The 23,433-nt window shown below is 67.3% G+C and carries 25 protein-coding genes and 1 tRNA gene; 20 read left to right on the top strand and 6 right to left on the bottom strand.

The features are described 5' to 3' along the window. Positions 1-29: 29 nt before the first annotated feature. Both ACNS84_RS03540 and ACNS84_RS03535 read right to left on the bottom strand, forming a co-directional pair. Positions 30-800 (bottom strand): SDR family NAD(P)-dependent oxidoreductase, encoded by a 771-nt coding sequence (locus ACNS84_RS03540; protein WP_435073458.1) that lies wholly within the window; start codon positions 798-800, stop codon positions 30-32. A gap of 95 nt (positions 801-895) precedes the next feature. Continuing rightward, the gene (locus tag ACNS84_RS03535) at positions 896-1,969 is read right to left on the bottom strand and encodes an NAD(P)/FAD-dependent oxidoreductase (protein WP_435073457.1); all 1,074 of its coding nucleotides are present in this window, start codon (positions 1,967-1,969) and stop codon (positions 896-898) included. A gap of 147 nt (positions 1,970-2,116) precedes the next feature. On the opposite strand from ACNS84_RS03535, the gene ACNS84_RS03530 reads away from it, so the two are divergent. Beyond that, on the top strand, positions 2,117-2,434 hold the full coding sequence (locus ACNS84_RS03530) for a hypothetical protein (protein WP_435073456.1): 318 nt from the start codon (positions 2,117-2,119) through the stop codon (positions 2,432-2,434). A 91-nt stretch (positions 2,435-2,525) separates the two neighbouring features. On the opposite strand, the gene ACNS84_RS03525 is transcribed toward ACNS84_RS03530, so the two are convergent. Together ACNS84_RS03525 and ACNS84_RS03520 are read right to left on the bottom strand one after the other, a co-directional pair. Then, entirely contained in the window at positions 2,526-3,197 is a 672-nt protein-coding gene (locus ACNS84_RS03525; RefSeq protein WP_435073455.1) for a metallophosphoesterase family protein, read from the bottom strand. A gap of 55 nt (positions 3,198-3,252) precedes the next feature. After that, positions 3,253-3,918, bottom strand: coding sequence for an O-methyltransferase (locus ACNS84_RS03520; protein WP_435073454.1), 666 nt, complete (start codon positions 3,916-3,918; stop codon positions 3,253-3,255). A gap of 110 nt (positions 3,919-4,028) precedes the next feature. Between ACNS84_RS03520 and ACNS84_RS03515 the strand changes: the two genes are divergently transcribed. After that, positions 4,029-5,705, top strand: coding sequence for an acyl-CoA mutase large subunit family protein (locus ACNS84_RS03515; protein WP_435073453.1), 1,677 nt, complete (start codon positions 4,029-4,031; stop codon positions 5,703-5,705). Positions 5,706-5,733: 28 nt separating this feature from the next. Here the strand turns inward: ACNS84_RS03515 and ACNS84_RS03510 are convergent, their stop codons facing one another. Next, a complete protein-coding gene (locus tag ACNS84_RS03510) occupies positions 5,734-6,537 on the bottom strand; it encodes a formate/nitrite transporter family protein (RefSeq protein WP_435073452.1) in 804 nt (267 codons plus the stop codon). 119 nt (positions 6,538-6,656) lie between these two features. Here ACNS84_RS03510 and mce point away from each other — a divergent pair, with 119 nt between their 5' ends. The 10 genes from mce to ACNS84_RS03460 all read left to right on the top strand — a co-directional run bounded on the left by mce (position 6,657) and on the right by ACNS84_RS03460 (position 14,736). Further along, complete coding sequence (gene mce / locus ACNS84_RS03505; RefSeq protein WP_435073451.1) at positions 6,657-7,043, top strand: methylmalonyl-CoA epimerase; 387 nt, start codon at positions 6,657-6,659, stop codon at positions 7,041-7,043. A gap of 88 nt (positions 7,044-7,131) precedes the next feature. Then, positions 7,132-7,842 carry a cyclase family protein gene (locus ACNS84_RS03500; protein ID WP_435073450.1) on the top strand — a complete coding sequence of 237 codons (711 nt, stop codon included), beginning with the start codon at positions 7,132-7,134 and terminating at the stop codon, positions 7,840-7,842. 105 nt (positions 7,843-7,947) lie between these two features. Next, positions 7,948-8,229: a 50S ribosomal protein L44e gene (locus ACNS84_RS03495; protein ID WP_418284969.1), complete on the top strand. Its 282-nt coding sequence runs from the start codon at positions 7,948-7,950 to the stop codon at positions 8,227-8,229. A 2-nt stretch (positions 8,230-8,231) separates the two neighbouring features. Beyond that, positions 8,232-8,405, top strand: a complete 174-nt coding sequence (locus tag ACNS84_RS03490; protein ID WP_435073449.1) for a 30S ribosomal protein S27e — start codon at positions 8,232-8,234, stop codon at positions 8,403-8,405. Between the two features lie 18 nt (positions 8,406-8,423). Then, a complete protein-coding gene (locus ACNS84_RS03485; protein ID WP_435073448.1) occupies positions 8,424-9,224 on the top strand; it encodes a translation initiation factor IF-2 subunit alpha in 801 nt (266 codons plus the stop codon). A gap of 36 nt (positions 9,225-9,260) precedes the next feature. Further along, a complete protein-coding gene (locus ACNS84_RS03480) occupies positions 9,261-9,443 on the top strand; it encodes an RNA-protein complex protein Nop10 (protein ID WP_435073447.1) in 183 nt (60 codons plus the stop codon). A gap of 80 nt (positions 9,444-9,523) precedes the next feature. Further along, entirely contained in the window at positions 9,524-10,276 is a 753-nt protein-coding gene (locus tag ACNS84_RS03475) for a proteasome assembly chaperone family protein (RefSeq protein ID WP_435073446.1), read from the top strand. Positions 10,277-10,351: 75 nt separating this feature from the next. Then, positions 10,352-11,518, top strand: coding sequence for a thiolase domain-containing protein (locus ACNS84_RS03470; RefSeq protein WP_435073445.1), 1,167 nt, complete (start codon positions 10,352-10,354; stop codon positions 11,516-11,518). Continuing rightward, positions 11,515-11,901 (top strand): Zn-ribbon domain-containing OB-fold protein, encoded by a 387-nt coding sequence (locus ACNS84_RS03465; RefSeq protein ID WP_435073444.1) that lies wholly within the window; start codon positions 11,515-11,517, stop codon positions 11,899-11,901. The genes ACNS84_RS03470 and ACNS84_RS03465 overlap by 4 nt, the downstream gene beginning before the upstream one ends. Before the next feature lie 96 nt (positions 11,902-11,997). Further along, a complete protein-coding gene (locus ACNS84_RS03460; RefSeq protein ID WP_435073443.1) occupies positions 11,998-14,736 on the top strand; it encodes a sensor histidine kinase in 2,739 nt (912 codons plus the stop codon). Positions 14,737-14,751: 15 nt separating this feature from the next. Here the strand turns inward: ACNS84_RS03460 and ACNS84_RS03455 are convergent, their stop codons facing one another. Beyond that, on the bottom strand, positions 14,752-15,519 hold the full coding sequence (locus ACNS84_RS03455) for a VOC family protein (protein WP_435073442.1): 768 nt from the start codon (positions 15,517-15,519) through the stop codon (positions 14,752-14,754). 275 nt (positions 15,520-15,794) lie between these two features. Here ACNS84_RS03455 and ACNS84_RS03450 point away from each other — a divergent pair, with 275 nt between their 5' ends. The 8 genes from ACNS84_RS03450 to ACNS84_RS03415 all read left to right on the top strand — a co-directional run bounded on the left by ACNS84_RS03450 (position 15,795) and on the right by ACNS84_RS03415 (position 23,362). Further along, entirely contained in the window at positions 15,795-16,907 is a 1,113-nt protein-coding gene (locus ACNS84_RS03450) for a UbiA family prenyltransferase (RefSeq protein ID WP_435073441.1), read from the top strand. Between the two features lie 84 nt (positions 16,908-16,991). Further along, positions 16,992-18,740, top strand: a complete 1,749-nt coding sequence (locus ACNS84_RS03445) for a sensor histidine kinase (RefSeq protein ID WP_435073440.1) — start codon at positions 16,992-16,994, stop codon at positions 18,738-18,740. A gap of 30 nt (positions 18,741-18,770) precedes the next feature. After that, the gene (locus tag ACNS84_RS03440) at positions 18,771-19,202 is read left to right on the top strand and encodes an EamA family transporter (protein WP_435073439.1); all 432 of its coding nucleotides are present in this window, start codon (positions 18,771-18,773) and stop codon (positions 19,200-19,202) included. 127 nt (positions 19,203-19,329) lie between these two features. Beyond that, positions 19,330-20,832, top strand: coding sequence for an MATE family efflux transporter (locus ACNS84_RS03435; RefSeq protein WP_435073438.1), 1,503 nt, complete (start codon positions 19,330-19,332; stop codon positions 20,830-20,832). Between the two features lie 88 nt (positions 20,833-20,920). After that, positions 20,921-21,931: a class I SAM-dependent methyltransferase gene (locus ACNS84_RS03430; protein WP_435073437.1), complete on the top strand. Its 1,011-nt coding sequence runs from the start codon at positions 20,921-20,923 to the stop codon at positions 21,929-21,931. A 138-nt stretch (positions 21,932-22,069) separates the two neighbouring features. Further along, positions 22,070-22,291, top strand: coding sequence for a hypothetical protein (locus ACNS84_RS03425; protein ID WP_435073436.1), 222 nt, complete (start codon positions 22,070-22,072; stop codon positions 22,289-22,291). Further along, positions 22,278-22,664 carry a peptide ABC transporter ATP-binding protein gene (locus tag ACNS84_RS03420; protein ID WP_435073435.1) on the top strand — a complete coding sequence of 129 codons (387 nt, stop codon included), beginning with the start codon at positions 22,278-22,280 and terminating at the stop codon, positions 22,662-22,664. The genes ACNS84_RS03425 and ACNS84_RS03420 overlap by 14 nt, the downstream gene beginning before the upstream one ends. 625 nt (positions 22,665-23,289) lie before the next feature. Continuing rightward, positions 23,290-23,362 (top strand) — tRNA-Thr (locus tag ACNS84_RS03415). Positions 23,363-23,433 lie beyond the last annotated feature (71 nt).

Genomic DNA, 23,433 nt, shown 5'->3' with positions numbered 1-23,433 from the left:
CTCGCTGCAATCACCCCACAAGAGCTACCCTACAGCGTCGCCCCGCCGTCGACCAACACGGTCTCGCCCGTCACGTAACTCGCGTTCTCGGAGGCGAGGTAGAGGTACGCGCCGCGAAGGTCCTCGGGAGTCCCGGCGCGGGACGGGAGCCCGCCGGAGTCGTCGATGGCGGTCGCCTCCTCGGCCCAGCCCTCGCGAATCTCGGTGGCGATCGGTCCCGGAGCGACCGCGTTCACCCTGATCCCGTGTCGGTCGAGTTCGAGCCCCGCGCTGCGGGTGAGCATCCGTATCCCGCCCTTCGTCGTCGCGTAGTGCGAGTGGTCCCACTCCGCGTGCGTGGCCGTCGTCGACGACGTGTTCACGACCGCTCCCTCGACGCCGCGGTCGATCATATCTTTCGCGGCCAGTTGCGTGCCGAAGAACGCGCCCCTGAGATTGACGTCGTGAACGAAGTCGAAGTCGTCCGGGGTGACGTCGAGGAACTCGCGGCTGCGATGGACGCCGGCGTTGTTCACCATCACGTCGACCCCGCCGAACTCGCGGGCCGCCTCGATCACCGACTCGATCTGTGCCGGCTCGGAGACGTCGGTCTCGACGAACGCGGCGGTTCCGCCGCGCTCCTCGATGGCCTCGTGCGTGGGCGCCTCGGCGTCGACGTCTTTCGGGGACTCCCGGATGTCGGCGTTGATTACGGTCGCCCCCGCGTCGCCGAATCCCGTCGCGACCGCGCGGCCGATACCGCTCGATCCGCCCGTCACCACGACCGTCTCGTCGGAGAAGTCGGCATCGATGGTTCCCATACGAGCGCTCGGCGAGGGCGGATCAAAAAGATTGGTGTCCCGGCCCGTTCTCGGACCTCGTTCCGGAGAGGGCCTCGTCGCCACCGGGTGGGTGATTAGTCGTCGTCGGCCGCGGGTTGCTCCGCGTCCGTCTCGGCGCCCGCGCGGGGGCCGCCGGCGTGCCCCTCGTGCGCGATCGCGTTCGACAGCAGGTGGGGAGCGATCGCGGGGACGTCCGCCTCGGAGACGGGGCCGTCGCGGGCGATCTCTTCTGTGGAACGCGGGAACTCGCGGATCTCCTTGTGGATCGCGATACCGGCTTTGGCCCCCTGTCCCAGCGCGACGGGGACCTGATTGTGGCCGGGCGTCACGTCGCCGACCGCGTAGACGCCGTCGACGCTTGTGCGCCCGTGGTCGTCGACGTCGACCTCGCCGCCCTCGGTGAGGTCGCAGCCGAGTCCCTCGGCGAGCGCGGTGTTGTAGTCGGAGCCGTACATCGGGAAGCCGCCACGGTACTCGCGGCGGGTGCCGTCCTCGAACTCCATCGCCTCGAGCCAGCCGGATTCCGGATCGTTCTCGATCGCGGTGATGTCCTCGTGGACGACGTCGACCGGGTGCGCCTCCAACTGGGCCGCCGTCTCCTCGCTCCACGTCGGCTCCGCGCCGCGGGTCAGCAGGTCCACCTCGTCGGTCACGTTCAGCATGATCATCGCGACGTGGGCGGCCGCCTCGCCGTGTCCCATCACGTACACCGACTCGTCGACGAACATGTAGGCGTCACAGTGGAGACACCAGTGGAGCCCCTTGGCGTTCCGCGGGAGCGGCGGGTCCGGGCGCTCGTCGGAGAAGCCGGTCGCGAGCACGACGCGGTCGGCGACGAGTTCGAGGTCCTTCGTCGTCAGTCGGAAGCGACCGTCGTCGGTCTCGACGACGTCGGTGACGAACCCGCGTTCGAAGGTGCCTCCGTAGGACTCGACCTGCTCGCGGCCGGTTTCGAGGAGCTCATTGCCGGAGACCTCCTCGGTAATTCCGATCACGTTGTGGGTGTCCGTCATCATCGCCGCGCGGCCGCCGCCGCGGTCGATGAGCGCCGTTTCGTGGCCCAGTCGGGCACCGTACAGAGCGGTCGTCAGCCCGGCCGGTCCGCCGCCGACCACCGCGATATCGTACTCGTCCTCGGACGAACTCATTGCCCGTAGTACGTAACGCGACGGTTTAAATGGAATTGTGCTGTGCGCGGCTCGCGGTCACCCCGCAGGTCCCCGAGTTACGCAGGGAATACCGCGGTATTCGACGCCCCCGGAAATTTATTAGGACTCATCGCCTCATCTGTGCCAGTGCCGACAAGACTCGCCGCCGCGCTCCTCCTGCTTGCCGTCGGGGTCGTCGCGGACGTGACCTCCACGTACGTCGCCGTCGGGAGCGGAGAGTTCGTCGAGGGGTCGCCCGTCGGCGGCGCGTTCATCGATGCCTACGGACTGGTTCCCGGTATGCTCCTCACCAAGGCCGCCGGAATGGTCGTCATCGGCATCCCCGTCGCGGTCGCCGGCGGGACTCGGCGGTTGGTCGCGACGGTGATGTGCGCCGGCGTCGGCCTCCTCTCGCTGGCCATCGCCGCGCGGAACGTCTTCCTCTACTTCGGGGTCCCGCTCTGAGGCGGTGCGCGGGCGCCGGGGTTCGAGCGCTCCGCCCGTCCGCCGTCCGGTCGGCCCCGGCCGCATGTCGGTCCCTCGTCCGTTCCAACGCTCACGTTCCCTTATAAAGACGCTCGGCAGTGCGCTCCGGGAGCCCAGCGTCGGCGACCGCCTCGCGCACGCGGTCGACGTCGTACGCGACGCGTTCGAGCGCGACCTCGTCCGTCGCCGTGTCGAGCACGGCGTACCCCGCGTCCGGATCACCGTCTCGCGGCTGACCGACGCTACCGGGGTTGACGACCACGCCGCCGGCAACCGACCGCTTCCCCTGAATGTGCGTGTGGCCGAGGACGAGTCCGTCGTACTCCCCCATGTGTTGGTCTAAGCTCGAAAACTCGTCGGGGTAGACGTAGGCGTCCTCGTGCTCGGCCGCCGGGTGCGAGTGGACCAGCAGGAACCGGCCGCCCGCGAACGTCTCGGCGCGCGGAAGCCCGCGGAGCCACGCAAGCTGATCGTCCGACAGGGTCGCCTTCGCGTGTTCGAGTCCGGCCTCGGCCATCCGGTTGGCGCGGTAGCGCTCCGGCGTCTCGACCATGCGGTCGTGGTTGCCCCTGACCGTCTTCGACGCAACCTCGCGCACGCGTTCGATGCACTCCGCCGGCCACGGGTTGTACCCGATCACGTCGCCGGCGCAAACGATCCGGTCGACCGAGGGCATGTCGTCGAGGACCGCGTCGAGCGCCGGGAGGTTCGCGTGGACGTCCGAGATGAGGCCCACCTTCATCGATTCCTCATTGGAGAGCGAGGCCCGAATAGGTTCGGTCGTCGAGTGGTCGGCGTTACACCACCTTCGTCGACACCGCGATACCGGAGCCGACCGGAAGGATCGCGGTCTCGACGGCGTCGTCCGAGCGCACCATGCCGACGTACTCGCCGATCCCTCGGGTCTCCCCGTCGACCTCGGGGTCGGGTAGAGGGGCGCCCTCCTCGAAGTGCGCGACGAGGTCGCCGAAGTCGATCGGTCCCCTGGTGATGTTGTCGGCGACGATTACGCCGCCGGTCCGGACCTTCGGGAGGACCGCCCGATAGGCGTCGGCGTAGCGGTTCTTCTGGTGGTCGATGAGGACGACGTCGAAGGGCCCGTCGTAGCGCTCGACCGTCTCCATCGCGTCACCCACCTCGAAGGTGACGCTGTCGGCGTAACCGCCGTCTGCGGCGAACCGGACGCCGCGCTCGGCCTCCGACTCGTCGAACTCCGTGCAGATCACGGCCTCGGCGCCGCCGCGCAGGAACCACGTCGCGGAGTAGCCGAAGCCGGAGCCGAACTCGAAGACGCGCGTGGCGTCGGTCAGCCGCGCGAGCAGTCGCAGCACCGCCCCCGCTTCCGGGCCGATGATCGGGAATCCCCAGTCGTCGGCCAGTTCGGCCATCTCCGCCTGCGTCGCGGTGTGTTCCGGCGCCGTCGCGGCGAGGAAGCGCTCGGCCGAGTCGGTGAGGACGTCCATGCGCGGGGATGATTCGCACGGCACTTGAAACCGACCGCCGAGACGTCGGAGAGCGTCGGGGACGCCGGTCCTGAAAACTGTTAAGTCCCGCTCGGTCGACCGGTTACCTAATGTACGATCCTGAGGAACTGGCCGCGATCCGAGAGGCCAAGGAGTCGTGGGAGACGGGGACCTACGGCGAGACGGTCGACCGGTTCGGAGAGCGCAAGGAGGCGTTCACCACGGACACGGGCGGCCAGGAGGTCGACCCGCTGTACACCCCGGCCGACGTCCCGAACCACGACTACCGCGAGGACTTGGGAAACCCGGGCGAGGAGCCGTACACGCGCGGCGTCTACTCGACGATGCACCGGGGGCGGCTCTGGACGATGCGGCAGTACGCGGGCATGGGAACGGCCGCGGAGACCAACGAGCGGTTCAACTACCTCATCGACGAGGGCTCCTCCGGGCTGTCGATGGCGTTCGACCTCCCGACGCAGATGGGGTACGACTCCGACGCCGCCATGGCCGAGGGAGAGGTGGGGCGGTCGGGCGTCGCCATCGACACCCTCGACGACTTCGAGACGGTGTTCGACGGTATTCCGCTCGACGAAGTGTCGACGTCGATGACGATCAACGCCCCCGCGGGCGTCCTCCTCGCGATGTACGTTGCGATGGGCGACAAGCAGGGCGTCCCGCGCGAGGAGCTTCGGGGGACCATCCAGAACGACATCATGAAGGAGTACATCGCGCGGAACCTCTACATCTACCCGCCGAAGCAGTCGATGCGGCTGATCACGGACATCTTCGAGTTCTGCGCCGCCGAGACGCCGAACTTCAACACCATCTCCATCTCGGGGTACCACATCCGCGAGGCGGGGTCGACCGCGGCACAGGAGGTCGCGTTCACGCTCGGGGACGGGATCGAGTACGTGCAGGCCGCGATCGACGCCGGACTCGACGTCGACGAGTTCGCCCCGCAGCTCTCCTTCTTCTTTAACGCCCACAACAACGTGTTCGAGGAGGCCGCCAAGTTCCGCGCCGCCCGTCGGATGTGGGCGCAGATCATGGAGGAACGCTTCGACGCGGAGAACCCGAAATCGAAACAGCTCAAGTTCCACACCCAGACCGGCGGCTCCACGCTCACCGCCCAGCAGATCGAGAACAACGTCGTTCGCGTCGCGTATCAGGCGCTCGCGGCCGTCTTGGGGGGAACACAGAGCCTGCACACCAACGGGAAAGACGAGGCGCTCGCGCTCCCCACCGAGAAGTCGGTTCGCACGGCGCTCCGCACCCAACAGATCCTCGCGCACGAGTCGGGCGCGGCCGACACGATCGACCCGCTCGCGGGCTCCTACTACGTGGAAAGCCTCACCGACGGGATCGAGGAGGAGGCGTTCGAGATCATCGAAGAGGTCGACCGCCGCGGCGGCATGTTGGAAGCGGTCGAGAGCCAATGGGTCCAGCGACAGATCCAAGACGTCGCCTTCGAGCGCCAGCGGGAGATCGAAGAGGACGAGCGGATCATCGTCGGCGTTAACGAGTTCGAGGTGGACGAGGAGCCGGAGATGGACCTCGAAGAGGTCGACCCCGAACAGGAGCAGAATCAGCGCGAGCGCCTGCAGGCGGTGGAGGCCGAGCGCGATAGCGACGCGGTCGAGGACGCGCTCGGGTCGCTGCGCGAGGCCGCGCAGGGCAGCGAGAACGTGATGCCACACATCGTCGACGCCGTGAAGGCGTACGCGACGGTCCAGGAGGTATCGGACGTGCTCCGCGACGAGTTCGGGGAGTACAAGCCGGGGCGATAGGGATCGACGCCGGAGGAGCGCCGAGCGCTCAGTCCGCGCCGCGGACGACGTGGCCGTACTTCAGTAACGCGACGAACACCGCACCGCCGAAGGCGTTTCCGAGCGTCGCCAGCACGAGGAAGCTGACGTAGTCCGTCAGCGTGATTTCGGGCGAGACGAACAGGCCGAACAGCACCTCGACGTTGCCCGCGATCGAGTGCGGGAGGTGAAGGAGCCCGATCGTGCCGGTGACGATCAGCACGAGGAGGATACGGGCGGTCGTGTCCTGGGCGGCCGTCACGAGCCACGCCAGCAGCCCCATCAGCCAGCCGGCGAAGACGCCGCCGATGAACAGCCACGGCAGGTCGTGGTTGACGAGTTTCAGGGCGATCGTCTCGAAGGACTCGGGCGTGACGACGCCGAGCTCGGGCATCAACAAGAACACCAGCAGGGTGAACAGCAGCCCGCCGACGAGGTTCCCGACGTACACCAGTCCCCAGAGCCGACCCAGCTGACGGACCGAGGCCTGTCGGTCGAGCACCGGAATGACGGCCAGTGTCGTGTGTTCGGTGAACAGCTCCGACCGCCCCAGTATCACGAACATGAACCCGATGGAGTAGACACTCGCCAGCAGCAGCTCTGTCGTGAGATCCCCGTACCCGCTCGGGGAGAGCGTCAAGACCACCGCCATCATCAGCGGGCCGAACCCGATGTCGAGCCCTGCCGAGACTCCCGAAAGCAGGAGTCCGGAGCGCTCTCGATTCATCTCGTGGAGCCCGCTTTCGAGCAGCGAGCCGAGGATGTTCCGCGACGTCATCTGCTCCGTCGCCCCGTCTGTCTGTGAGTCGCTCACGGCTGTAGTCGGTCTCCACTACACCCGGAGCGCACCCAAACCTTTGGATCGCGGCGGCGCGGGGGAGCGACCGCCGACCGCCCGGACCGTATAAATCGGCGGCGCCCGATCGGAGAGGCATGCAATTCGACCACGTCGGCGTCGCGACGCGCGACGCCAGCGACCTCGCGAAACTGTTCGACGGTCTCCTCGACGCACCGGTTGCGCACGAGGAGACGTTCGACGGGATGACTGTCGTCTTCCTCGAACTCGACGGCGGCGGCTACTTCGAGATCCTTGAGCCGACCGAGGGCGGCGCGATAGCCGACTACCTCGAGCGGGAGGGACCGGGGATCCACCACGTCGCGCTCGCGACCGACGACCTGTCGGGGGCGCTCGACCGCGCCCGCGACCTCGGCGTCGACCTCGTGGACGAGGAGCCGCGTCCCGGCGCGTGGGGGCACGAGGTCGCCTTCTGTCACCCGCGGTCGACGGGCGGCGTGCTCGTGGAGTTCGTCGAGCACTGAGCGCGACGCAGTCCTCAGCGTCGACGCCTCGCTCTCGGCCCTGCTCTGGCCCTTGGTTTTTAAGCGCCGGCGCGCTCCATCGAGACGCGTGTTTCGCGACCTCTCGCAACCGATCGAGACCGGGATGCCGACGTATCCCGGCGACCCCGAGGTGACGCTCGCACCCGACGCGACCCACGCCGACGACGGCTACGCGACGAGCGTGCTCCGGACGGGCACCCACGCTGGGACACACGTCGACGCGCCGCGACACACGTTCCCCGAGGGGGCGACGATCGACGAGGTCGATCCGGGCCGATTCGCGTTCGACGCCCGCCTCGTCGACCTCAGACCGCTTAAGCCGCGGGAGGCGATCGGGCCCGCACAGCTTTCGGCGTCACTCGGAGACCACTGCGGGACGGACGCGGCCACGCCCGCGGTCGACCTCCTCGTCTGCCGGACGGGGTGGGCGACTCACTGGGGGAGCGAACGCTATCGAGACCACCCCTACCTGACCGAGGCCGCCGCCGAGTGGTGCCGAGACCGGGGCGTGGGGGTCGGACTCGACACGTTCGGCCCGGACCCGACGCCCCCCGGATTGAGCGCCACCGACGCGGACGCGGGAGAGTCGGCCTCGCGGGACGACGAGCCGACGGGTACGCCCGCTCACGATGTTCTTTTAAATAGCGACCTTGCGATCGTTGAGAACCTCCGCGGCCTCGACGGGTGTCCGGCGCGATTCCGGCTGTACGCCTTCCCGCTCCGCCTACGAGACGGCGACGGCTCGCCGGTGCGGGCCGTCGCGGAGTGGGAGGCGTGACAACCGCCGCTCGACGCGACGCACCCCACGCCTCACCGCCCGCAGGGAGACATACCAAACCCGTTTTAAGCGTCGGCGACGAACCGCGACTCAAGGTCGATATCCATGGAGATGCCACGTCGTTTCAACACGTACTGTCCGCACTGTGACTCCCACCAGGAGCACGAGGTGGAGAAGGTTCGATCGGGTCGGGCGACCGGAATGAAGCGGGACGCGCGTCAGCGACGCCGCGCCCTCGCGACGATCGGCAACGCCGGCGGGTACTCGAAGGTGCCCGGTGGCGACAAGCCGACCAAAAAGACCCACCTGAAGTACCGCTGCGGCGACTGCGGCAAGGCCCACATGCGCAAGGGTTGGCGCGCCGGCCGACTCACGTTCCAGGAGTAAACATGGCGGGAGATTTCCACCGCGTCGCCTGCGGCGATTGCGAGAACGAACAGGTCGTCTTCGGCAAGGCCTCCTCCGTGGTGTCGTGCGCGGTCTGCGGCACGACGCTCGCGACCCCGACCGGCGGGGAGGCCGAGTTCCACGGCGAGATTGTCGAAACCGTTGAGGCACGGTAACCGCCTCATAAACCCCGTATGAAGTACAGCGGCTGGCCCGAACCCGGCGAGTTGGTTGTCGGCGACGTCGACGAGATCGCCGACTTCGGCGTGTTCGTCGACCTCGACGAGTACGAGGACAAACGCGGCCTCTGCCATATCAGCGAGGTCGCCTCCGGCTGGATCAAGAACGTCCGCGACCACGTCCGCGAGGGGCAGACGGTCGTCGCGAAAGTGCTCGAGGTCGACGAGTCGGCCAACCAGATCGACCTGTCGATCAAAGACGTCAACGAGCACCAGCGAAAGGACAAGATACAGGCCTGGAAGAACGCTCAGAAGGCCGATAACTGGATGCTCATCGCACTGGGCGAGGACGTCGACGACGACCGCTACACCGAGGTCGCCAACGCGCTCCTTGTCGAGTACGATTCGCTGTACGACGCCTTCGAGGCGGCGGCGATCAGCGGGAGCGAGGCGCTCGACGCGGTCGATGTCGACGAGGACGCCCGCGAGGCGATCGTCGAGGCCGCCCGTGACAACGTCTCGGTGCCGTACGTCAACGTGACCGGCTACGTGGACCTCGAGTCCGCGGCCCCCGACGGCGTCGACGACGTGAAGGCGGCGCTCGAGGCCGCCGAAGGCAACGGCGAGGTCCCGGACGGCGTCGACCTCGAAGTCGGCTACGTCGGCTCGCCCGAGTACCGGATCAAGGTTCGCGCGCCCGACTACAAGACGGCCGAGGACCAGCTCGAAGCCGCCGCGGCCCGCGCCCGCAAGGCGATCGAAGCCGCCGGCGGCGTCGGCGCGTTCCACCGCGAACGCCGCGAAGACGACGAGTAACCGGTCTGACCGACGCCACCCGATTTTGTCCTTATCGTGAAATCAGACATCCGCGTCTGTGCGAACTGGAAGCAGGCCCACGACCGACCGGTGTACACGCTCGGCGACCGCTGTCCCGACTGCGACGGACCGACCGCGAACAGCGCGCCGGCGCCGTTCAGCCCCGAGGACCCCTACGGCGAGTACCGTCGGCGCGCTCGGCGACGCGACGCCGAGTGACGGCGCCGGGGTCGCGACGGCACCGTCCCGTAGCACCGGAATAGCCACCCTCTTGTGACCGCCGCTCGGACTGATCTGACATGGACGACATCGAGATCGACGAGGTGGCGACCCCGGAGCTCGACGACCCGGTGCTCATCGAAGGGCTCCCTGGCGTCGGACACGTGGGGAAGCTCGCGGCGGAACACCTGTTAGAAGAGTTCGACGGCGAACTGGTCCGGCGGGTGTACTCGACCGAATTCCCCCCGCAGGTGGACGTCGACGGCGACGGCGTCGCGTCGCTGACCTGTGCCGAGTTCCACGCGGTCGAGACCGAGGGCGCCGACCTCCTCGTATTGACCGGCGACCACCAGGCCGGGTCGAACGCGGGTCATTACCGACTGACAACGACGTTCCTCGACATCGCCGAGGAGTTCGGCGCGACGCGGGCGTATGCGCTCGGAGGCGTCCCGACCGGCGAACTCGTCGAGGAGTACACCGTTCTCGGAGCGGTCTCGAACGGGGACCTCCTGGAGGACCTGAAAGAGGCCGACGTTGAGTTCCGACCCGACGAGCCGGCCGGCGGGATCGTCGGCGTCTCCGGACTCGTCCTCGGACTCGGCGGGCGTCGCGACTTCGACGCCGCCTGCCTGATGGGCGAGACCAGCGGCTACCTCGTCGACCCGAAGAGCGCCCGCGCGGTGCTCGAAGTCCTCCAGACGGTGCTCGCGTTCGACGTCGACTACGAGAGCCTGGAGGACCGCGCCGACGAGATGGAAGAGGTCGTCGGAAAGATCCGCGAGATGCAGGACGGCCCGGCGGTTCCGGACGACGACCTGCGGTACATCGGATAACGGTCCCCTCGGTCGAGTCGCCCTCCGACCCTCGTATCCGGCAAGGATAAACCGGATCACGAGTATCGTTTATGTATGACAACAGTACGCGTCGCCGGAGTCGGTCTCACTCGCTTCGGGCGCCACCCGGACCGCGCGGGACGCGACCTCTTCGCGGAGGCCTCGGAGCGAGCGTTCGAGGACGCCGGCGTCCAGCGAGCGGACGTTGAGGAGCTGAACTACGGGAACTTCATGGGCGCGCTCGCGGAGCATCAGGGCCACCAGGCCCCGTTGATGGCCGAGGCGGCCGGCGTGCGCTGTCCCGCGACCCGCTACGAGTCGGCCTGTGCCTCGGCGGGCGTCGCGGTCCGCGAGGCGGTCCGCACCGTCGAGGCGGGGCACGCCGACGTCGTCCTCGCGGGTGGGATGGAGCGCATGACGAACCTGCCGACCGACGAGGTGACGGAGGGACTCGCGATAGCCGCCGACGACCTGTTCGAGGTCCGCGCGGGCGTCACCTTCCCCGGCGCGTACGCCCTGATGGCGACCGCCTACTTCGAGACGTACGGCGGGAGCCGTCGGGACCTGGCGCACATCGCGTCGAAGAACCACGAGAACGCCCTCCCGAACGAGTACGCCCAGTACCGCCGGGAGGTGTCCGTCGACGAGGCGATGGACGCCCCTCCCGTCGCCGAGCCGCTCCACCTCTACGACGCCTGTCCGATCACCGACGGTGCGAGCGCGCTGGTGATCGTCTCCGAGGAGTACGCCGCCGAGCACGACTTGGACGCACCCGTCGCGGTGACCGGAACGGGACAGGGGACAGATCGGATGGCGCTCGGCGACCGCGAGCACCTCGCGCGCACGCCGGCCGCCGACGACGCCGCCGAGGCAGCCTACGCGGCCGCCGGCGTGGGTCCGGACGACGTCGATGTCGCGGAGGTCCACGACTGTTTCACCATCGCCGAGGTGCTCGCGCTGGAGTCGCTCGGCCTCTTCGAGGTCGGCGAGGGAATCGGCGCTGCCCGCGAGGGCGCAACCACGGCCGACGGCGACCTCCCGGTGAACCTCTCCGGCGGACTCAAGGCGAAGGGGCACCCGGTCGGCGCGACCGGCGGCTCGCAGATTGCCGAACTGACGCGGCTGCTCCGGGGCGACCACCCGAACAGCGAGCACGTCCCCGACGCACAAGTCGGCGTCGCACACAACGCGGGCGGAACCGTCGCGAGCGCGGTCGTTCACGTGCTGGAGGTGGCGGAATGAGCGACGCCGACTACGAGGCGTGGCTCGACGCGATCGACGCGGGCGAGGGGTACGCGCTCGTCTGCCCGGAGGGGCACGGGTCCCTCCCACCGCGTCGGGTGTGCCCGGAGTGCGGGTCTGACGCGCTCTCGCGGGAACCGCTCGACGAGACAGGCCGGATCGAGACGTTCAGCGTCGTTCACGTTCCGTCGCCGCGGTTCGCCGACGACGCCCCGTACGTCACCGCGGTCGCCGACTTCGGCCCGGTGCGGACGACGGGCGTGCTGCGCGGTGTCGACCCGGACGGCGACGAGGTCAGGGTCGGCCTGACGGTCGACATTGGCGTCGAGGAACGGGCGACGGACGGCAAGCCGCTGGTCGTGTTTCGACCGACCGACGACTAGCGTACGCGCGCTCGCAGCGCGTGCGTCCGCCGCAGAATCGGCGGACAGAGATAGAACCCCAAATGATTATACCACCGTCAAGAGTATTCGAGGAAAATGACAGACCGGATCCGGGTTCTTCACGTCGACGACGACCCGGACCTGTCGGCGATGACCGGATCGTTCCTCGAACGTGAGGACGACCGGATCACGGTCGAAACCGCGCTGAACGCGACGGCCGGGCTGGAACGCCTCGAGTCGGAGGGGATCGACTGTGTCGTCTCCGACCACGACATGCCCGGACCGAACGGGATCGAGTTCTTGGAACTCGTCCGGGAGCGCGACTCTACTCTGCCCTTCATTCTCTACACCGGCAAGGGGTCCGAAACGGTCGCCAGCGAGGCGATCTCGGCCGGCGTGACGGATTACCTTCAAAAGAGCGGCGGGACGGAGCAGTACGAGATTCTCGCGAACCGGATCGTCGACGCCGTGATGAAGCGGCGTGCCGAACGCGAGGCCGAGCGGATCCAAACGCAACTGCGAGCGATCACCGACAACTCGATGGACGGCATCGTCACCATCGACGCCGACAGTACGATCCAGTTCTCAAACCCGGCAATAGAACGGCTGTTCGGCTACGATCCGTCGGAACTGGTGGGCGAGCCGCTTTCGACGCTGATGGCGGATCGATACAGACGGACTGATTACGAGTCGGTCGAGCGCTACCTCTCCGGCGGGAACACGGAGATGGACTGGTCGGCCGTCGAGTTCCCCGGGCGACACCGCGACGGTCACGAGGTTCCGCTCTCGGTGTCCCTTGGCGGGTTCGAGGAGGACGGCGAACAGCGGTTCGTCGGGATAATCAGAGACGTCACGGAGCGCGAGCGGCACCGCGCGTTCGTCGAGCGATCGAACGACATCGTCTCCCTCCTCGACACGAACGGCGTGTTCCAGTACGTGAGCCCGTCGATCGAGTTAATACTCGGCCACGATCCGGCGGATATGGTCGGCGAGAACGCCTTCGCCTACGTGCATCCCGACGACCGCGAGCGGGCCTTCGAGGCGTTTTACGATTCACTCGCCGACGGAACGCCGGACCCGATCGTCGAGTGTCGTCTGAAGCGCGCCGACGGCGACTACCAGTGGACGGAGTCGGTCGGCAGCAATCGGCTCGAGGAGGTCGGAATCGACGGCTACGTCATCAACACGCGCGACGTTTCCGACCGGAAGCAGCGCGAGGAGCGGCTGGCGCGGCTCCGCAAATGGACGCAAGACCTCAATTACTCGCGGAGCATCGAGGAGACGACGCAGATGGCGGTCGTCGCCGCCGCCGACGTCATCGACGCGGGGCTGAGCGGCGTTCACCTGCTCAACGATGCGGGAGACACCCTCGAGCCGTCGGCGCTCGGCAAGTCGGTTGCCGCGATGTTCGACGAACAACCCACGTACGACCGCGATGGACCGCCGGGCTCGCGGGCGGCGCTCGCGTGGGAGGCGTTTCGGAGCGACGAGCCCATCATCATCGACGAGCTATCGACGTCCGACCGCGTCGAGGAGGAGACGCCGGCGGAGAGTCTGATCCTCCATCCGATCGGGGTCCACGGCCTGTTCATTATCTCAGCGCCGACGCCGAACGAGTTCAGCGAGACGGACGTCCTTCTCGCCGAGATACTGGCAAACCACCTGAAGGCCGCCCTCGACCGCGTCAAACGGGAAATGAGTCTCGAGCGGCTACACGACGCGACCCGGAGCCTGATCAGCGCGGACTCCAAGGAGACTATCGCCGAGCGAATCGTGACCGCTGCGAGGGAGGTGCTCGGCTTCTCGGTGACCACCGTTCGCCTCTACGATGAGGAGGCAGGGGGGTTGGTCCCCGCCAGCGTCTCGGAGGCCGTCAAGGAGGCCCTCTCCGACCGCGAAGTGTTCACGCCGGAGGGCGATAGCCTGAACTGGGCGGCCTACGAAGCCGGCGAGGTCCGCGTGTACGACGACATCGAGACCGTCGACGCCGCCGACAACGGGAGCGGACTCAGGAGCCTGATGATCCTTCCCATCGGTGAGTACGGATCGCTCTCGATCGGCGAGACTGAACCGGGCGTGTTCGACGACACCGACGAGTTCCTCGCGCGTATCCTCGCGACCGCAGCGGAAACCGCGTTCCAAGCGGAGGGGCGGGCCGAACGACTCCACCAGCGAAGCGCCGAATTAGAGCGCCAAAACGACCGGCTGGAGGAGTTCGCGGGCGTCATCTCGCACGACCTCCGGAACCCGCTCAACGTGGCGCAGGGACGGGTCGAACTGGCCCGCAGGGAGTCCGATTCGCCTCATCTCGAGGCCGCGTCAAAGGCTCACGACCGGATGGACGCGCTGATCACGGATCTGCTCAACCTCGCCCGGCAGAGAAACAGCGTGACCGAGACGCGGCCGGTCGACCTCAGGTCGATCGTCGGGGCCTGCTGGTCGAGCGTCGAGACCGCTGACGCAACGCTCGTCGTCGACGGCGACCTGACGTTCCGCGCCGACGAGAGCCAACTCAGACAGCTGATCGAGAACCTGATCCGAAACGCCGTCGAGCACGGCGGGGAGAGCGTGGCCGTCGAGATCGGGGTCTTAGACAACGTAGCCGGATTTTACGTCGCTGATGACGGGCCCGGAGTCGCCCCCGAGGAGTGGTCCAAAGTGTTCGACGCTGGCTACTCGACCTCGCACGAGGGGACGGGTCTCGGGCTTCAGATCGTGCAGCAGATCGCGATGGCGCACGGGTGGAGCGTGGAGGTCACGGAGGACACCGAGCTGGGCGGCGCTCGGTTCGAGGTGAGCGGAATCGACGTCGCGGAGCGGGCTGCGAAGAACTGAACCGGGGGCCGCGCGTTACTCGCGGACGAGCAGTTCGATCTCGTGGCCGTCCTGATCTTTCGTGAACGCGTAGTTGTGGTCGCAGGACTCGGGGTCACGGTAGTCCGGCGCCTCGCGCGTCATCAGTGTCTCCCACGCTTCGTCGAGGTCGTCGACGCGGACGCAGAGGTGACCCCAGCCGTCGCCCATCGTGTACTCGCGGCCGTCGTAGTTGTAGGTGAGCTCCAGCTTCATCGCCTCTCTCGGAGCGTCTTCGGGGGCCATGAAGTAGTTCGCGAACGTGTCCGCCTCCCACCGACTGCGGACCTCGGCGTACTCGAACTTACGGGTCCAGTAGCCGAGCGCCTCGTCGGCGTCCTCGACCCGGATCATGGTGTGGTCGATGCTCCACTTCTCGCCGTAGTCGCGCTTGACGATCTCGATCTCGTGCCCGTCGGGGTCCTTCACGAACGCGTAGCGGTTGCCACAGGACTCGGGGTCGCGGTAGTCCTCGACGCCGCCCTCCATCAGTTCGTCGTAGGACTCCTGAAGCGCGTCTTCGGGGACGCGAACGGCGATGTGGCCCCACGCGTCACCGTTGTCGTAGGTGTGGTCGCCGTGGTTGTGAGTGAGTTCGAGAAGGGCGCCGTCCTCGTGGACGTTCTCGGGGCCGAGGTAGACGTTGGTGAACGTCTCGGCCTCCCAGCGGCCCTTCTCCTCGTAGTTCAGGTGAGTCTGATACCAGTCGAGGCTTTCCGCTAAGTCCTCGACGCGGATCATCACGTGGTCGAAGGTTCCGTCCATACCCCGGAGATCGGTCGCTCTCCTCAAAAGCGTACTGAAGGGGGAACAGGAGACTCAGGCGAAACGTGGCGTGGCGATTCAGACGGGGCACGGGTGGCCCCGTAGTGAACGCACCTCGCGCGTGACTCACGAGCCACCGATTGGCCATAACGCAGCAGAATTGAAGCGGGAAAGATTGTTACTTTATTTAATATTTTTCATGTAAATAGATATGGTCGGCGGTTTGTGTACACAACGGCGGTCGTCACCGAGCGGTGACGTGCCGACCTCAAACCATGGTAGAAAACACAGATTCGCCGTCGGAGTTCACCAACGGCACCGAATCGCTGAACCGTTCAAAACCGTTAGCGTCCGAGACGTCGTCGCGTGCGTCGACGACCGTCTCGACGCCGCGCCGCACGCCTGCGGCCTCCACGAAATCGTCCTCGGCCCGGAAAAACGCCGACACCGCGAACCTCGTCGGCGTCTTCCTGTCGGGCGCGCCGTTCATCGCACTCGTCGCGGCCGTCGAGACGCTCATCGCGACCGTCCTGCTGGGCGTCGCATCGACGGTCGCCCCGCTCGTGGTCGCGCTCGTCACCTTCGCCGTGTACACCGTTGACCACGTCTCAGACGCGGACGCGGACGCCGCGTCGACGCCGCAGCGGGCGCTGCTCGCCCGGCGCTACGGCGATCAGCTGATGATCGCCGCCGCGCTCGGATACGGTATCGCAGTCGCGCTCGCGATCGCCGGCGGCCCCCTCGCACTCGCGATCACGCTGCTTCCCGGCGCGTTCTGGGTCGTGTACGCCTCCGACTGGTTGCCCGACCTCGGACAGGCCGTTAGCACGGCGCTCTCGGCCGCGATTCCTCGCGGACGCATCGGCGCGGGAGTCGGCGCGAAGGCGACCGACGGTGGACATCGCCGGATTCCGCGGCTGAAGGACGTACTCGTCCTCAATTCGCTCGTCGTTGCGACCGGCTGGGCGGCCGCGCTCACGTTCCTCCCGGTGGCGTTCGCTGGGGCGACTGTAGAGCCGGTCCTGTTCGTCGTCTTCACCTACTTCCTGCTCCGCTCGTTCGTCGATGCGGAGCTCCCGAACGTTCGGGACGTCGATGCCGACGCGGCGGTCGGCGTCGAGACGCTCCCAGTCGTCTTCGGCGTCGACCGGACTCGGTTGGTGCTGTACGGTGTCGACCTCCTGGTCGCGGTCCTCGTGGCGGGCGCCGCCGTCGCCGGGTTGTTGGCGTGGCCGCTGGTCGTTGCGCTCGGCATCGGCCTGGCGGCGTCGCTGTTCATCACGTCCCTCGCCGGACGGGTCGGCGATGCGTCGGTTCTGGGCGTCGCACCGGACAGCACGTACCTGCTGATCGGCGTCGCAATCGTCGGGGTGCGGCTGGTCGCCTGATCGACGGTCGGCCACCCTTACAGGGCGTCAGGAATGTCGATTCCCAAGCAAAATCATTATTACCTCCTTTGAGTGTAAATAAGTGTGATCGGCTTGAGTCCGCTCTCAGTCGCGCTGCTTGCCGCAGTCGTGACCGGGACGTCCGCGGCTATCCTCGCGTGGCGAGAGCGGCCGGACGCGGGCGCCAGATGGCTCGCGCTCCTCCTCGTCGGGCAGGTGTGGTGGACCACGTTCCTCGTCTTCGAACTCGAGGCGTCGTCGCTCGCCATGAAGGCGCTCTGGTACGACGTCCAGTGGGTCGGGGTGGTGGTGGTTCCGGTGGCGTGGGTGCTGTTCGCACTGGAGTATACCGGGCGAGACCGGTACGTGCGTCCGGACCTCGTGGCGGCGGCCTGCGTCGCACCGGCCATCACCGTCCTGGTCGTCGCGACGGGCGACCCGTTCGGGTTCATCGTCGCGGACCGGGAAGTGGCGGAAACGGCGGTGGGGTCGTTCCTCCGGGTCGAACCCGGGCCGTGGTACTTCGCCATGGCCGGCTACACCTATCTGCTGGGACTGATCGGGTCGGTCCCAATCCTCCAACTCGTCCGCGACGACGCGCGCCCGTTCCGAGGCCAGAGCGCGGCGCTGCTCGTCGGCACGGCGGCACCGTGGGTCAGCAGCATCGTCTACCTCTCGGGAGCCATCCCCATGGCGGGGCTCGACCCGACGCCGCTCGCGTTCGCGGTCTCCGGCGTCGCGTACCTCCTCGCGCTCTCGCGGTTCCGACTGTTGACGCTGACGCCCGCGCCGCGGCGGCGAGCGCGCCAACTGGTGTTCGAGCAGCTCCACGACCCGGTGTTCGTCGTCGGCACCGAGGGCTACGTGTTGGATCTGAATCGCTTTGCCGCAGAGATGTTCGAGGTCGACAGGCGGACGGCGATAGGCGAAGCGGCGACCGAGGTAGTCCCCCGATACGACGAGCTCAAAGACCAACACGGCGACGTGGGGCCGCTCTCCATCGTGGGACGGGACGGACGACGACCGTACGAGGTCACCGTGCGAGACGTGACCGACGACCACGGGAGGGCGATCGGTCGACTCGCCGTCTACCACGATGTCGGCGATTACCTCGTACAACAACAGCGATTGAGCGTGCTCAACAGGGTGTTTCGCCACGACATTCGGACGGAGACGAACCTGATCCAAGGGTACGCCGACCGGTTGGCAACCGTTCCGAGCGACGAGCGAGCGCTCTCGGTCGTCAAAGCGAGCGCCGCGCGGATCCACGAACTCAGCGAGCGGACGCGGGCCGCGAGCGACCTGTTCGACCCGGTTTCGGAGCCGGACCCACCGATCGTAGTGACGGAACTCGTCCGGGAGACCGCCGCGAACCTCCGGGAGGAGTGGCCGCACGCCGAGGTTTCAATTGGCGATGATCTGCCAGCGGTGCGCGTGCCGGCGACACTCAAGGAAGTCCTGTGGAACCTCTGTTCGAACGCGGTGCAGCACAACGACGCGGACCGACCGTCCGTGTGGATCGACGCGTCGACCGAGGGCGGCTGGGTGAAGCTCTCGGTCGCCGACGACGGGCCGGGCATCGACCAGGAAGAGCGCGAAGTCCTCGATCAGGGCACGGAGACGCCGCTGGAGCACGCGAGCGGCGTCGGCCTGTGGATCGTAAAGTGGGGAATCGACACGATCGGCGGCCGCGTCTCCTTCGCGGACCGCGAGCCAGTGGGGACGGTCGTCACCCTCTTCGTGCCCATGAAAGAGGCGACGACTGTTGAGGCGACCGAGTCGGAGTCGGCGCGGAGACCCGATGCCGAGACGGCCTCTGAGTCGGGTCGGTAGGCACTTGTCCGGTCCGGTCGACCGCACGGTATGGACGCTACCTACCTCCCTTACGCTCTCCTCGCGATGGGCGCGTATGCGCTCGTCTCCCCGCTGATGCGGGTCGCGACCACGGGCCCGGACGCCGTTCCGAGCGACGTCGCGGTCGTCATTTCCAACTCCCTGCTCATCCTCATGGCCGTGAGCGTGCTCGCGTACACCGGTCAGGGGTTCGCAGTGCATCTCGGCTCGCCGAAGGTCCTCCACGTGCTCGCCGCCGGCGTGTTCCTGGGGATCGGAATCCTCGCGCTGTATCGCTCGCTCGCGCTGGGGCCGGTGAGCGTCGTGACGCCCATTTTCGCGATGTTCCTCGTGTTTTCGTCGCTGATCGGAGTGCTGTTTCTGGGCGAGTCGTTCACCGCACGCAAGGCGCTCGGGATCGCTCTCGCCGCCGCGTCGGTGTACCTCGTGTCGGGCGCCTGAGAGTGGTCGGGGTCGAACCGTCACCGTTCCCCACGGCGTCGGCGACGTCCGTCGGTCCCTCGATCCGGAAACGCACGCCGGGTGACGAAATGCCTTTAGCGGCGACGGGGAAAGGACCGTACCCGTAGTGTCCCGTCTGCCGAACCCCTTCCGCGCGCTCATCCTCTACATCGGCTTCGCCCTCGCGAAGGCAGGGCTGATCGACCGCCACCGCGTGGTCCGGACGACCGACCTTGCGTGGCCGCGAATCGTCACGGGGATCGCCAGAATGTCGAAGAACGCCGTCGACGTGGCACTCGTCGGCGTCGCCGTCGGTACCAGCGCGGTCGCCGGCGTCGGGTTCGCCGGACCGTACTGGGGCCTCGCGTTCGCGATCGGCGGGGGCGTCGCCGGCGGTACCATCGCCCTGGTTTCCCAGCGATACGGCGCGGAGGCGTACGCCGAACTCGGCGACGCCGTCCGTGCGAGCGTCCTCCTCGTCGTGATCGTCACGATTCCGGTTTCGGCCGCCTTCTGGACGTACTCGACCGCGTTCATCGACGTGCTGAGCAGCAACGAGGAGGCGATCGCTCTCGGGGCGGCGTACCTCCGCGTCGTCGGACTCGGCGTCCCGTTCGCGGCGCTCAACCTCGTCGGGAGTCGGGTGCTGGTCGGCTGCGACGACGCGTACACCGCGATGCAGGCGCGGGCCGGCGGCGCGCTCGCGAACATCGCGCTCAGTGCCCTGTTCATCTTCGAATTCGGACTGGGCGTCGAGGGCGCCGCCTACGGGACCGTCCTCTCGAACGTCCTCGTCACCGCGGCGTTCGCCGGCGGCCTCGTCCGCGGCCGGTTACCCGGCCTCGGCGAATTCCCGATTGCCATCGACCCCTTCGGCTCGTACCTGAACCCGGACATGCTTCGCGACCTCGTCGAAATCGGTCTCCCGGTCGGTGCGCGCAACCTCGTCTGGACGGCCGCGGAGTTTCCCATGCTCGCGATCCTCGACGTGTTCGGCGAGAACACCGTCGCCGCGTTCGTCATCGCCCGTCGCATCTGGGGGATCATGAACACGCCCGGTTGGGGGTTCGGCCTTGCCTCCTCCAGTCTCGTCGGGCAGACGCTCGGCAGCGAGGACCCCGGCGAGGCGGAGGCGTACGCCCGCGACATCATTCGATTCTCGGTGGCGACGTACGTCGTCTCCGCCGCGTTGATCGCGGTGTTCGCGACCGACATCGTTGTGCTGTTCGCTGCGAGCCCGGAGAGTCCGGAGGTTCCCATCGCCGTGAACCTCGTGTACGCTGCCTGCGTCGCCGTCGTGTTCCAGGGCGTGTCGGGCGGTGCTGCAGGACCGCTCGACGCGGCCGGCGACACGAAAATTCCCTTCGCGAGCCAGTTCCTCGGAATGTTCTGCGTCTCGATCCCGCTGGCGTACATCGGCGCCAACGACGCGACGCCCGCGCTCCAGATCCCGCTGACCGGGGTCACGATTCCGGAGGTTGCGCTCCCCGCGATCGGGCTGTGGGGGCTGTACCTAGCGTTCCTCGCGGAGACGACGATTCCCGCCGCGATCAACTACTGGCGGTTCCGCTCCGGGAAATGGAAGGGGATAAGCGAGGCGTACCGACCGGGAGCACGAGCGGACGACTGAGTGACCGTCGGAAGCACCCTTCCGTCGCGCTCGCAGTCGAACGACCGAAAGCGTCAGCGTTTATGGCTCGCTCCGCCTCCTCACGATAATGAGCGTTCCCTGCGTCGCGGTCGAGCGCGAGCGCGGCGAAGCGGTCCGCGAGCGACTTGCCGACGCCGACGTCCTCGACGGCGACCACGAGATCGCTGTCGACGGCGACACGATCTACATCCCGGTCGTCGACCCCGAGGCAGTCCCTGCCGATCTCGACGCGGCGATCGTCGAGCGCGACGTCGCCGAGCGGGACCGTCCCCTGACTCCGGCCGAGATCCTCGGCTACGAGCCCTCGCTGGAGCGGCTCGGCGACATCGTCATCGTCGACGAGGAGAGCGACGAGCGCGCCCGCGAGATCGCCGAGGCCGTAATGGCCTCCGACGTGCCCTGCGAGACCGTGCTCAACCGCGCGTCGCCGATCGAGGGCGAACTACGCGTCAGACGATGGGACGTGCTGGCTGGGACCGACACCGAGACGGTCCACCGCGAGTACGGCCACGAGTTCCTGCTCGACGTCGCCGAGGTGTACTTCTCGCCGCGCCTCGCCACCGAGCGCCACCGCGTGATAGAGCAGATGGAGCCAGGCGAGGACGCGATAGATATGTTCGCCGGCGTCGGTCCGTACGCGGTGCCGATGGCGACCCGCGGCGCAGACGTCGTCGCCTGCGACCTCAACGAGCGCGCCGTCGAATACCTCCGCCAAAACGCGGCCCGAAACGGAGTTGCCGACCGCGTGACCGCGATCGCGGGCGACGTGCGCGACCTCGTCGGCGGCGCGGACGGCGCTCCAGCCGACTACGCGGACACCGCCGACCGCCTCGTGATGAACCTCCCGCACTCGGCCGATGAGTTCCTCGACACGGCGGTCGCCCTGGCCGGCGACGAGTGCGTCGTCCACTATTACGACATTCAGCACGAGGACGACCCATTCGGCCCCGGAACCCGGGCGATCCGCGCCGCAGCGGACGACGAGTACGAGGTGACCGTCGAGACCGAACACGTCGTCAAATCGTACGCGCCCCACGAGTACAACGTCTGTCTCGACGTCAGACTGACGCGGGTCTGAGAGAGGTATCGATTCTCCGGTAGAACGGATTCGTTCGAGATGTGTCGTGCTCTCGACGCCGCCGAGCACCGGCGCCCGAATCGCGTAGAGTTTCGTTCGGGTGACACTTTTATGCCACTGTGGCCCGTGGTATCGCGTATGAGTGACGCAGCTAACCCCGAGGAGCGCATCGACGAGCCGACGACGTGGCCTGACCTCGCCATCGGGCTCTACGACAGGCTGACCGGCCGCAACGCGGAGATAGTGTACGAGTTCGAAGAGATGAGCGTCGACGTGCCGAGCGGCACCGGCGACGACGTCGAACACGCCAACTGGCGGCTCGACGGCACCGTTCGGGTCACGACACGTGAACGCGACTGAGGCGAGGGCGCCGCTCTCGGTCGAAACAGAAGACCTGACACTCAGCGTCGACGGCATCGCCTTCGACGTCCGCTCGACGGGCGATCACCTGTTCGTCGAGGTAGCGACCGTTCGCGACGCGATCCGCGTCGCTCGACGGTTGCCTGATGTCGACACCGGGGGCCCGGCCGCGCTGTTGACCGCGGCGGACCTCACCACGGAGATACGCGTTCGCGGCCGGACGGTTGCGGTCATCGGTGCCGACGCTCGACCGGGTCTCCTCGCTCGCAAACTCGGTGTCGCGCCCGCAGAAGTGCGTCTCGCGGCGATCCTCGGAGCTGGCGTGAGCGGGCTTACGGCAGTGGCAGACGCGCCACGGTCGCTGTTCAGATAGATCGGGTTTCGACCGGTCGCTCGGTGGGCATCGCCGCTCGTCGGAGTGCCCTGACGTTGGCGAGCGTCGACGAGTGCTGATGTACGGATCGACAGAGTGAACGCCGTCCCACCCGGCAACGCCGGGTCGGACTGGCACGGCCCGTCACATGACAAAAGTCCGCGGCCGTCAGCCATCGGGGGCCAGAGGCGAGTTCGCGCTTGGCACGTCGGAAACGTGGACCGTGACAGCCTCGGTGGAACGCTGATAGCGGTGACCACCACGTCGGGTCGCCGTGAGGGCGCGACCGACGAGGCAACCGGCGTCCGGCACGGGCTTCGACCGGACAGGCACCGTCTAGGGAGTCGATCCCCGCCATCGCGGCACGCGATCGGTGCGACAACAGTTAATCGAATGAACGACCATGTATATATGCTTTTTCCTTATATAGGTGTGATTATTTCAGAGAAAACGGTTGGTATGTGTAGTATACTCTGAATTAGCAAAACAAATGAGTACACTGAATTCCGGCCGTCAGCGTCGAGAGGGCCGTCCCGACGGAGCGGAGGACAGCGTTCGCTGTCGCCCCCGCCGCCGTCGGCGTTTCGGAACCCTTATTTTTCCGTTCGGGAATTGTTAGTTGCGTGCCGGAATAGCTCAGCTGGCAGAGCGATTCCTTCGTAAGGAATAGGTCGAGGGTTCAAATCCCTTTTCCGGCTTTCTACCGGTTCGACGCGAAGACGGGAGCCGATTCTCACGGCGTTATGCACGAGCTGACGGGTCACACACG

The sequence above is a fragment of the Halorubrum wangae genome (genome assembly GCF_051194135.1).
Lineage (GTDB): Archaea > Halobacteriota > Halobacteria > Halobacteriales > Haloferacaceae > Halorubrum.
This window is presented reverse-complemented; position numbering and strand designations above follow the sequence as displayed.

What these genes read in the sequence shown, in the direction of transcription:
- ACNS84_RS03540 (WP_435073458.1), bottom strand. Translation starts at nt 800, where the DNA reads ATGGGAACCATCGATGCCGACTTCTCCGACGAGACGGTCGTGGTGACG.
- ACNS84_RS03535 (WP_435073457.1), bottom strand. Translation starts at nt 1,969, where the DNA reads ATGAGTTCGTCCGAGGACGAGTACGATATCGCGGTGGTCGGCGGCGGA.
- ACNS84_RS03525 (WP_435073455.1), bottom strand. Translation starts at nt 3,197, where the DNA reads ATGAAGGTGGGCCTCATCTCGGACGTCCACGCGAACCTCCCGGCGCTC.
- ACNS84_RS03520 (WP_435073454.1), bottom strand. Translation starts at nt 3,918, where the DNA reads ATGGACGTCCTCACCGACTCGGCCGAGCGCTTCCTCGCCGCGACGGCG.
- ACNS84_RS03515 (WP_435073453.1), top strand. Translation starts at nt 4,029, where the DNA reads ATGTACGATCCTGAGGAACTGGCCGCGATCCGAGAGGCCAAGGAGTCG.
- mce (WP_435073451.1), top strand. Translation starts at nt 6,657, where the DNA reads ATGCAATTCGACCACGTCGGCGTCGCGACGCGCGACGCCAGCGACCTC.
- ACNS84_RS03495 (WP_418284969.1), top strand. Translation starts at nt 7,948, where the DNA reads ATGGAGATGCCACGTCGTTTCAACACGTACTGTCCGCACTGTGACTCC.
- ACNS84_RS03490 (WP_435073449.1), top strand. Translation starts at nt 8,232, where the DNA reads ATGGCGGGAGATTTCCACCGCGTCGCCTGCGGCGATTGCGAGAACGAA.
- ACNS84_RS03485 (WP_435073448.1), top strand. Translation starts at nt 8,424, where the DNA reads ATGAAGTACAGCGGCTGGCCCGAACCCGGCGAGTTGGTTGTCGGCGAC.
- ACNS84_RS03475 (WP_435073446.1), top strand. Translation starts at nt 9,524, where the DNA reads ATGGACGACATCGAGATCGACGAGGTGGCGACCCCGGAGCTCGACGAC.
- ACNS84_RS03470 (WP_435073445.1), top strand. Translation starts at nt 10,352, where the DNA reads ATGACAACAGTACGCGTCGCCGGAGTCGGTCTCACTCGCTTCGGGCGC.
- ACNS84_RS03465 (WP_435073444.1), top strand. Translation starts at nt 11,515, where the DNA reads ATGAGCGACGCCGACTACGAGGCGTGGCTCGACGCGATCGACGCGGGC.
- ACNS84_RS03460 (WP_435073443.1), top strand. Translation starts at nt 11,998, where the DNA reads ATGACAGACCGGATCCGGGTTCTTCACGTCGACGACGACCCGGACCTG.
- ACNS84_RS03455 (WP_435073442.1), bottom strand. Translation starts at nt 15,519, where the DNA reads ATGGACGGAACCTTCGACCACGTGATGATCCGCGTCGAGGACTTAGCG.
- ACNS84_RS03450 (WP_435073441.1), top strand. Translation starts at nt 15,795, where the DNA reads ATGGTAGAAAACACAGATTCGCCGTCGGAGTTCACCAACGGCACCGAA.
- ACNS84_RS03440 (WP_435073439.1), top strand. Translation starts at nt 18,771, where the DNA reads ATGGACGCTACCTACCTCCCTTACGCTCTCCTCGCGATGGGCGCGTAT.
- ACNS84_RS03430 (WP_435073437.1), top strand. Translation starts at nt 20,921, where the DNA reads ATGAGCGTTCCCTGCGTCGCGGTCGAGCGCGAGCGCGGCGAAGCGGTC.
- ACNS84_RS03425 (WP_435073436.1), top strand. Translation starts at nt 22,070, where the DNA reads ATGAGTGACGCAGCTAACCCCGAGGAGCGCATCGACGAGCCGACGACG.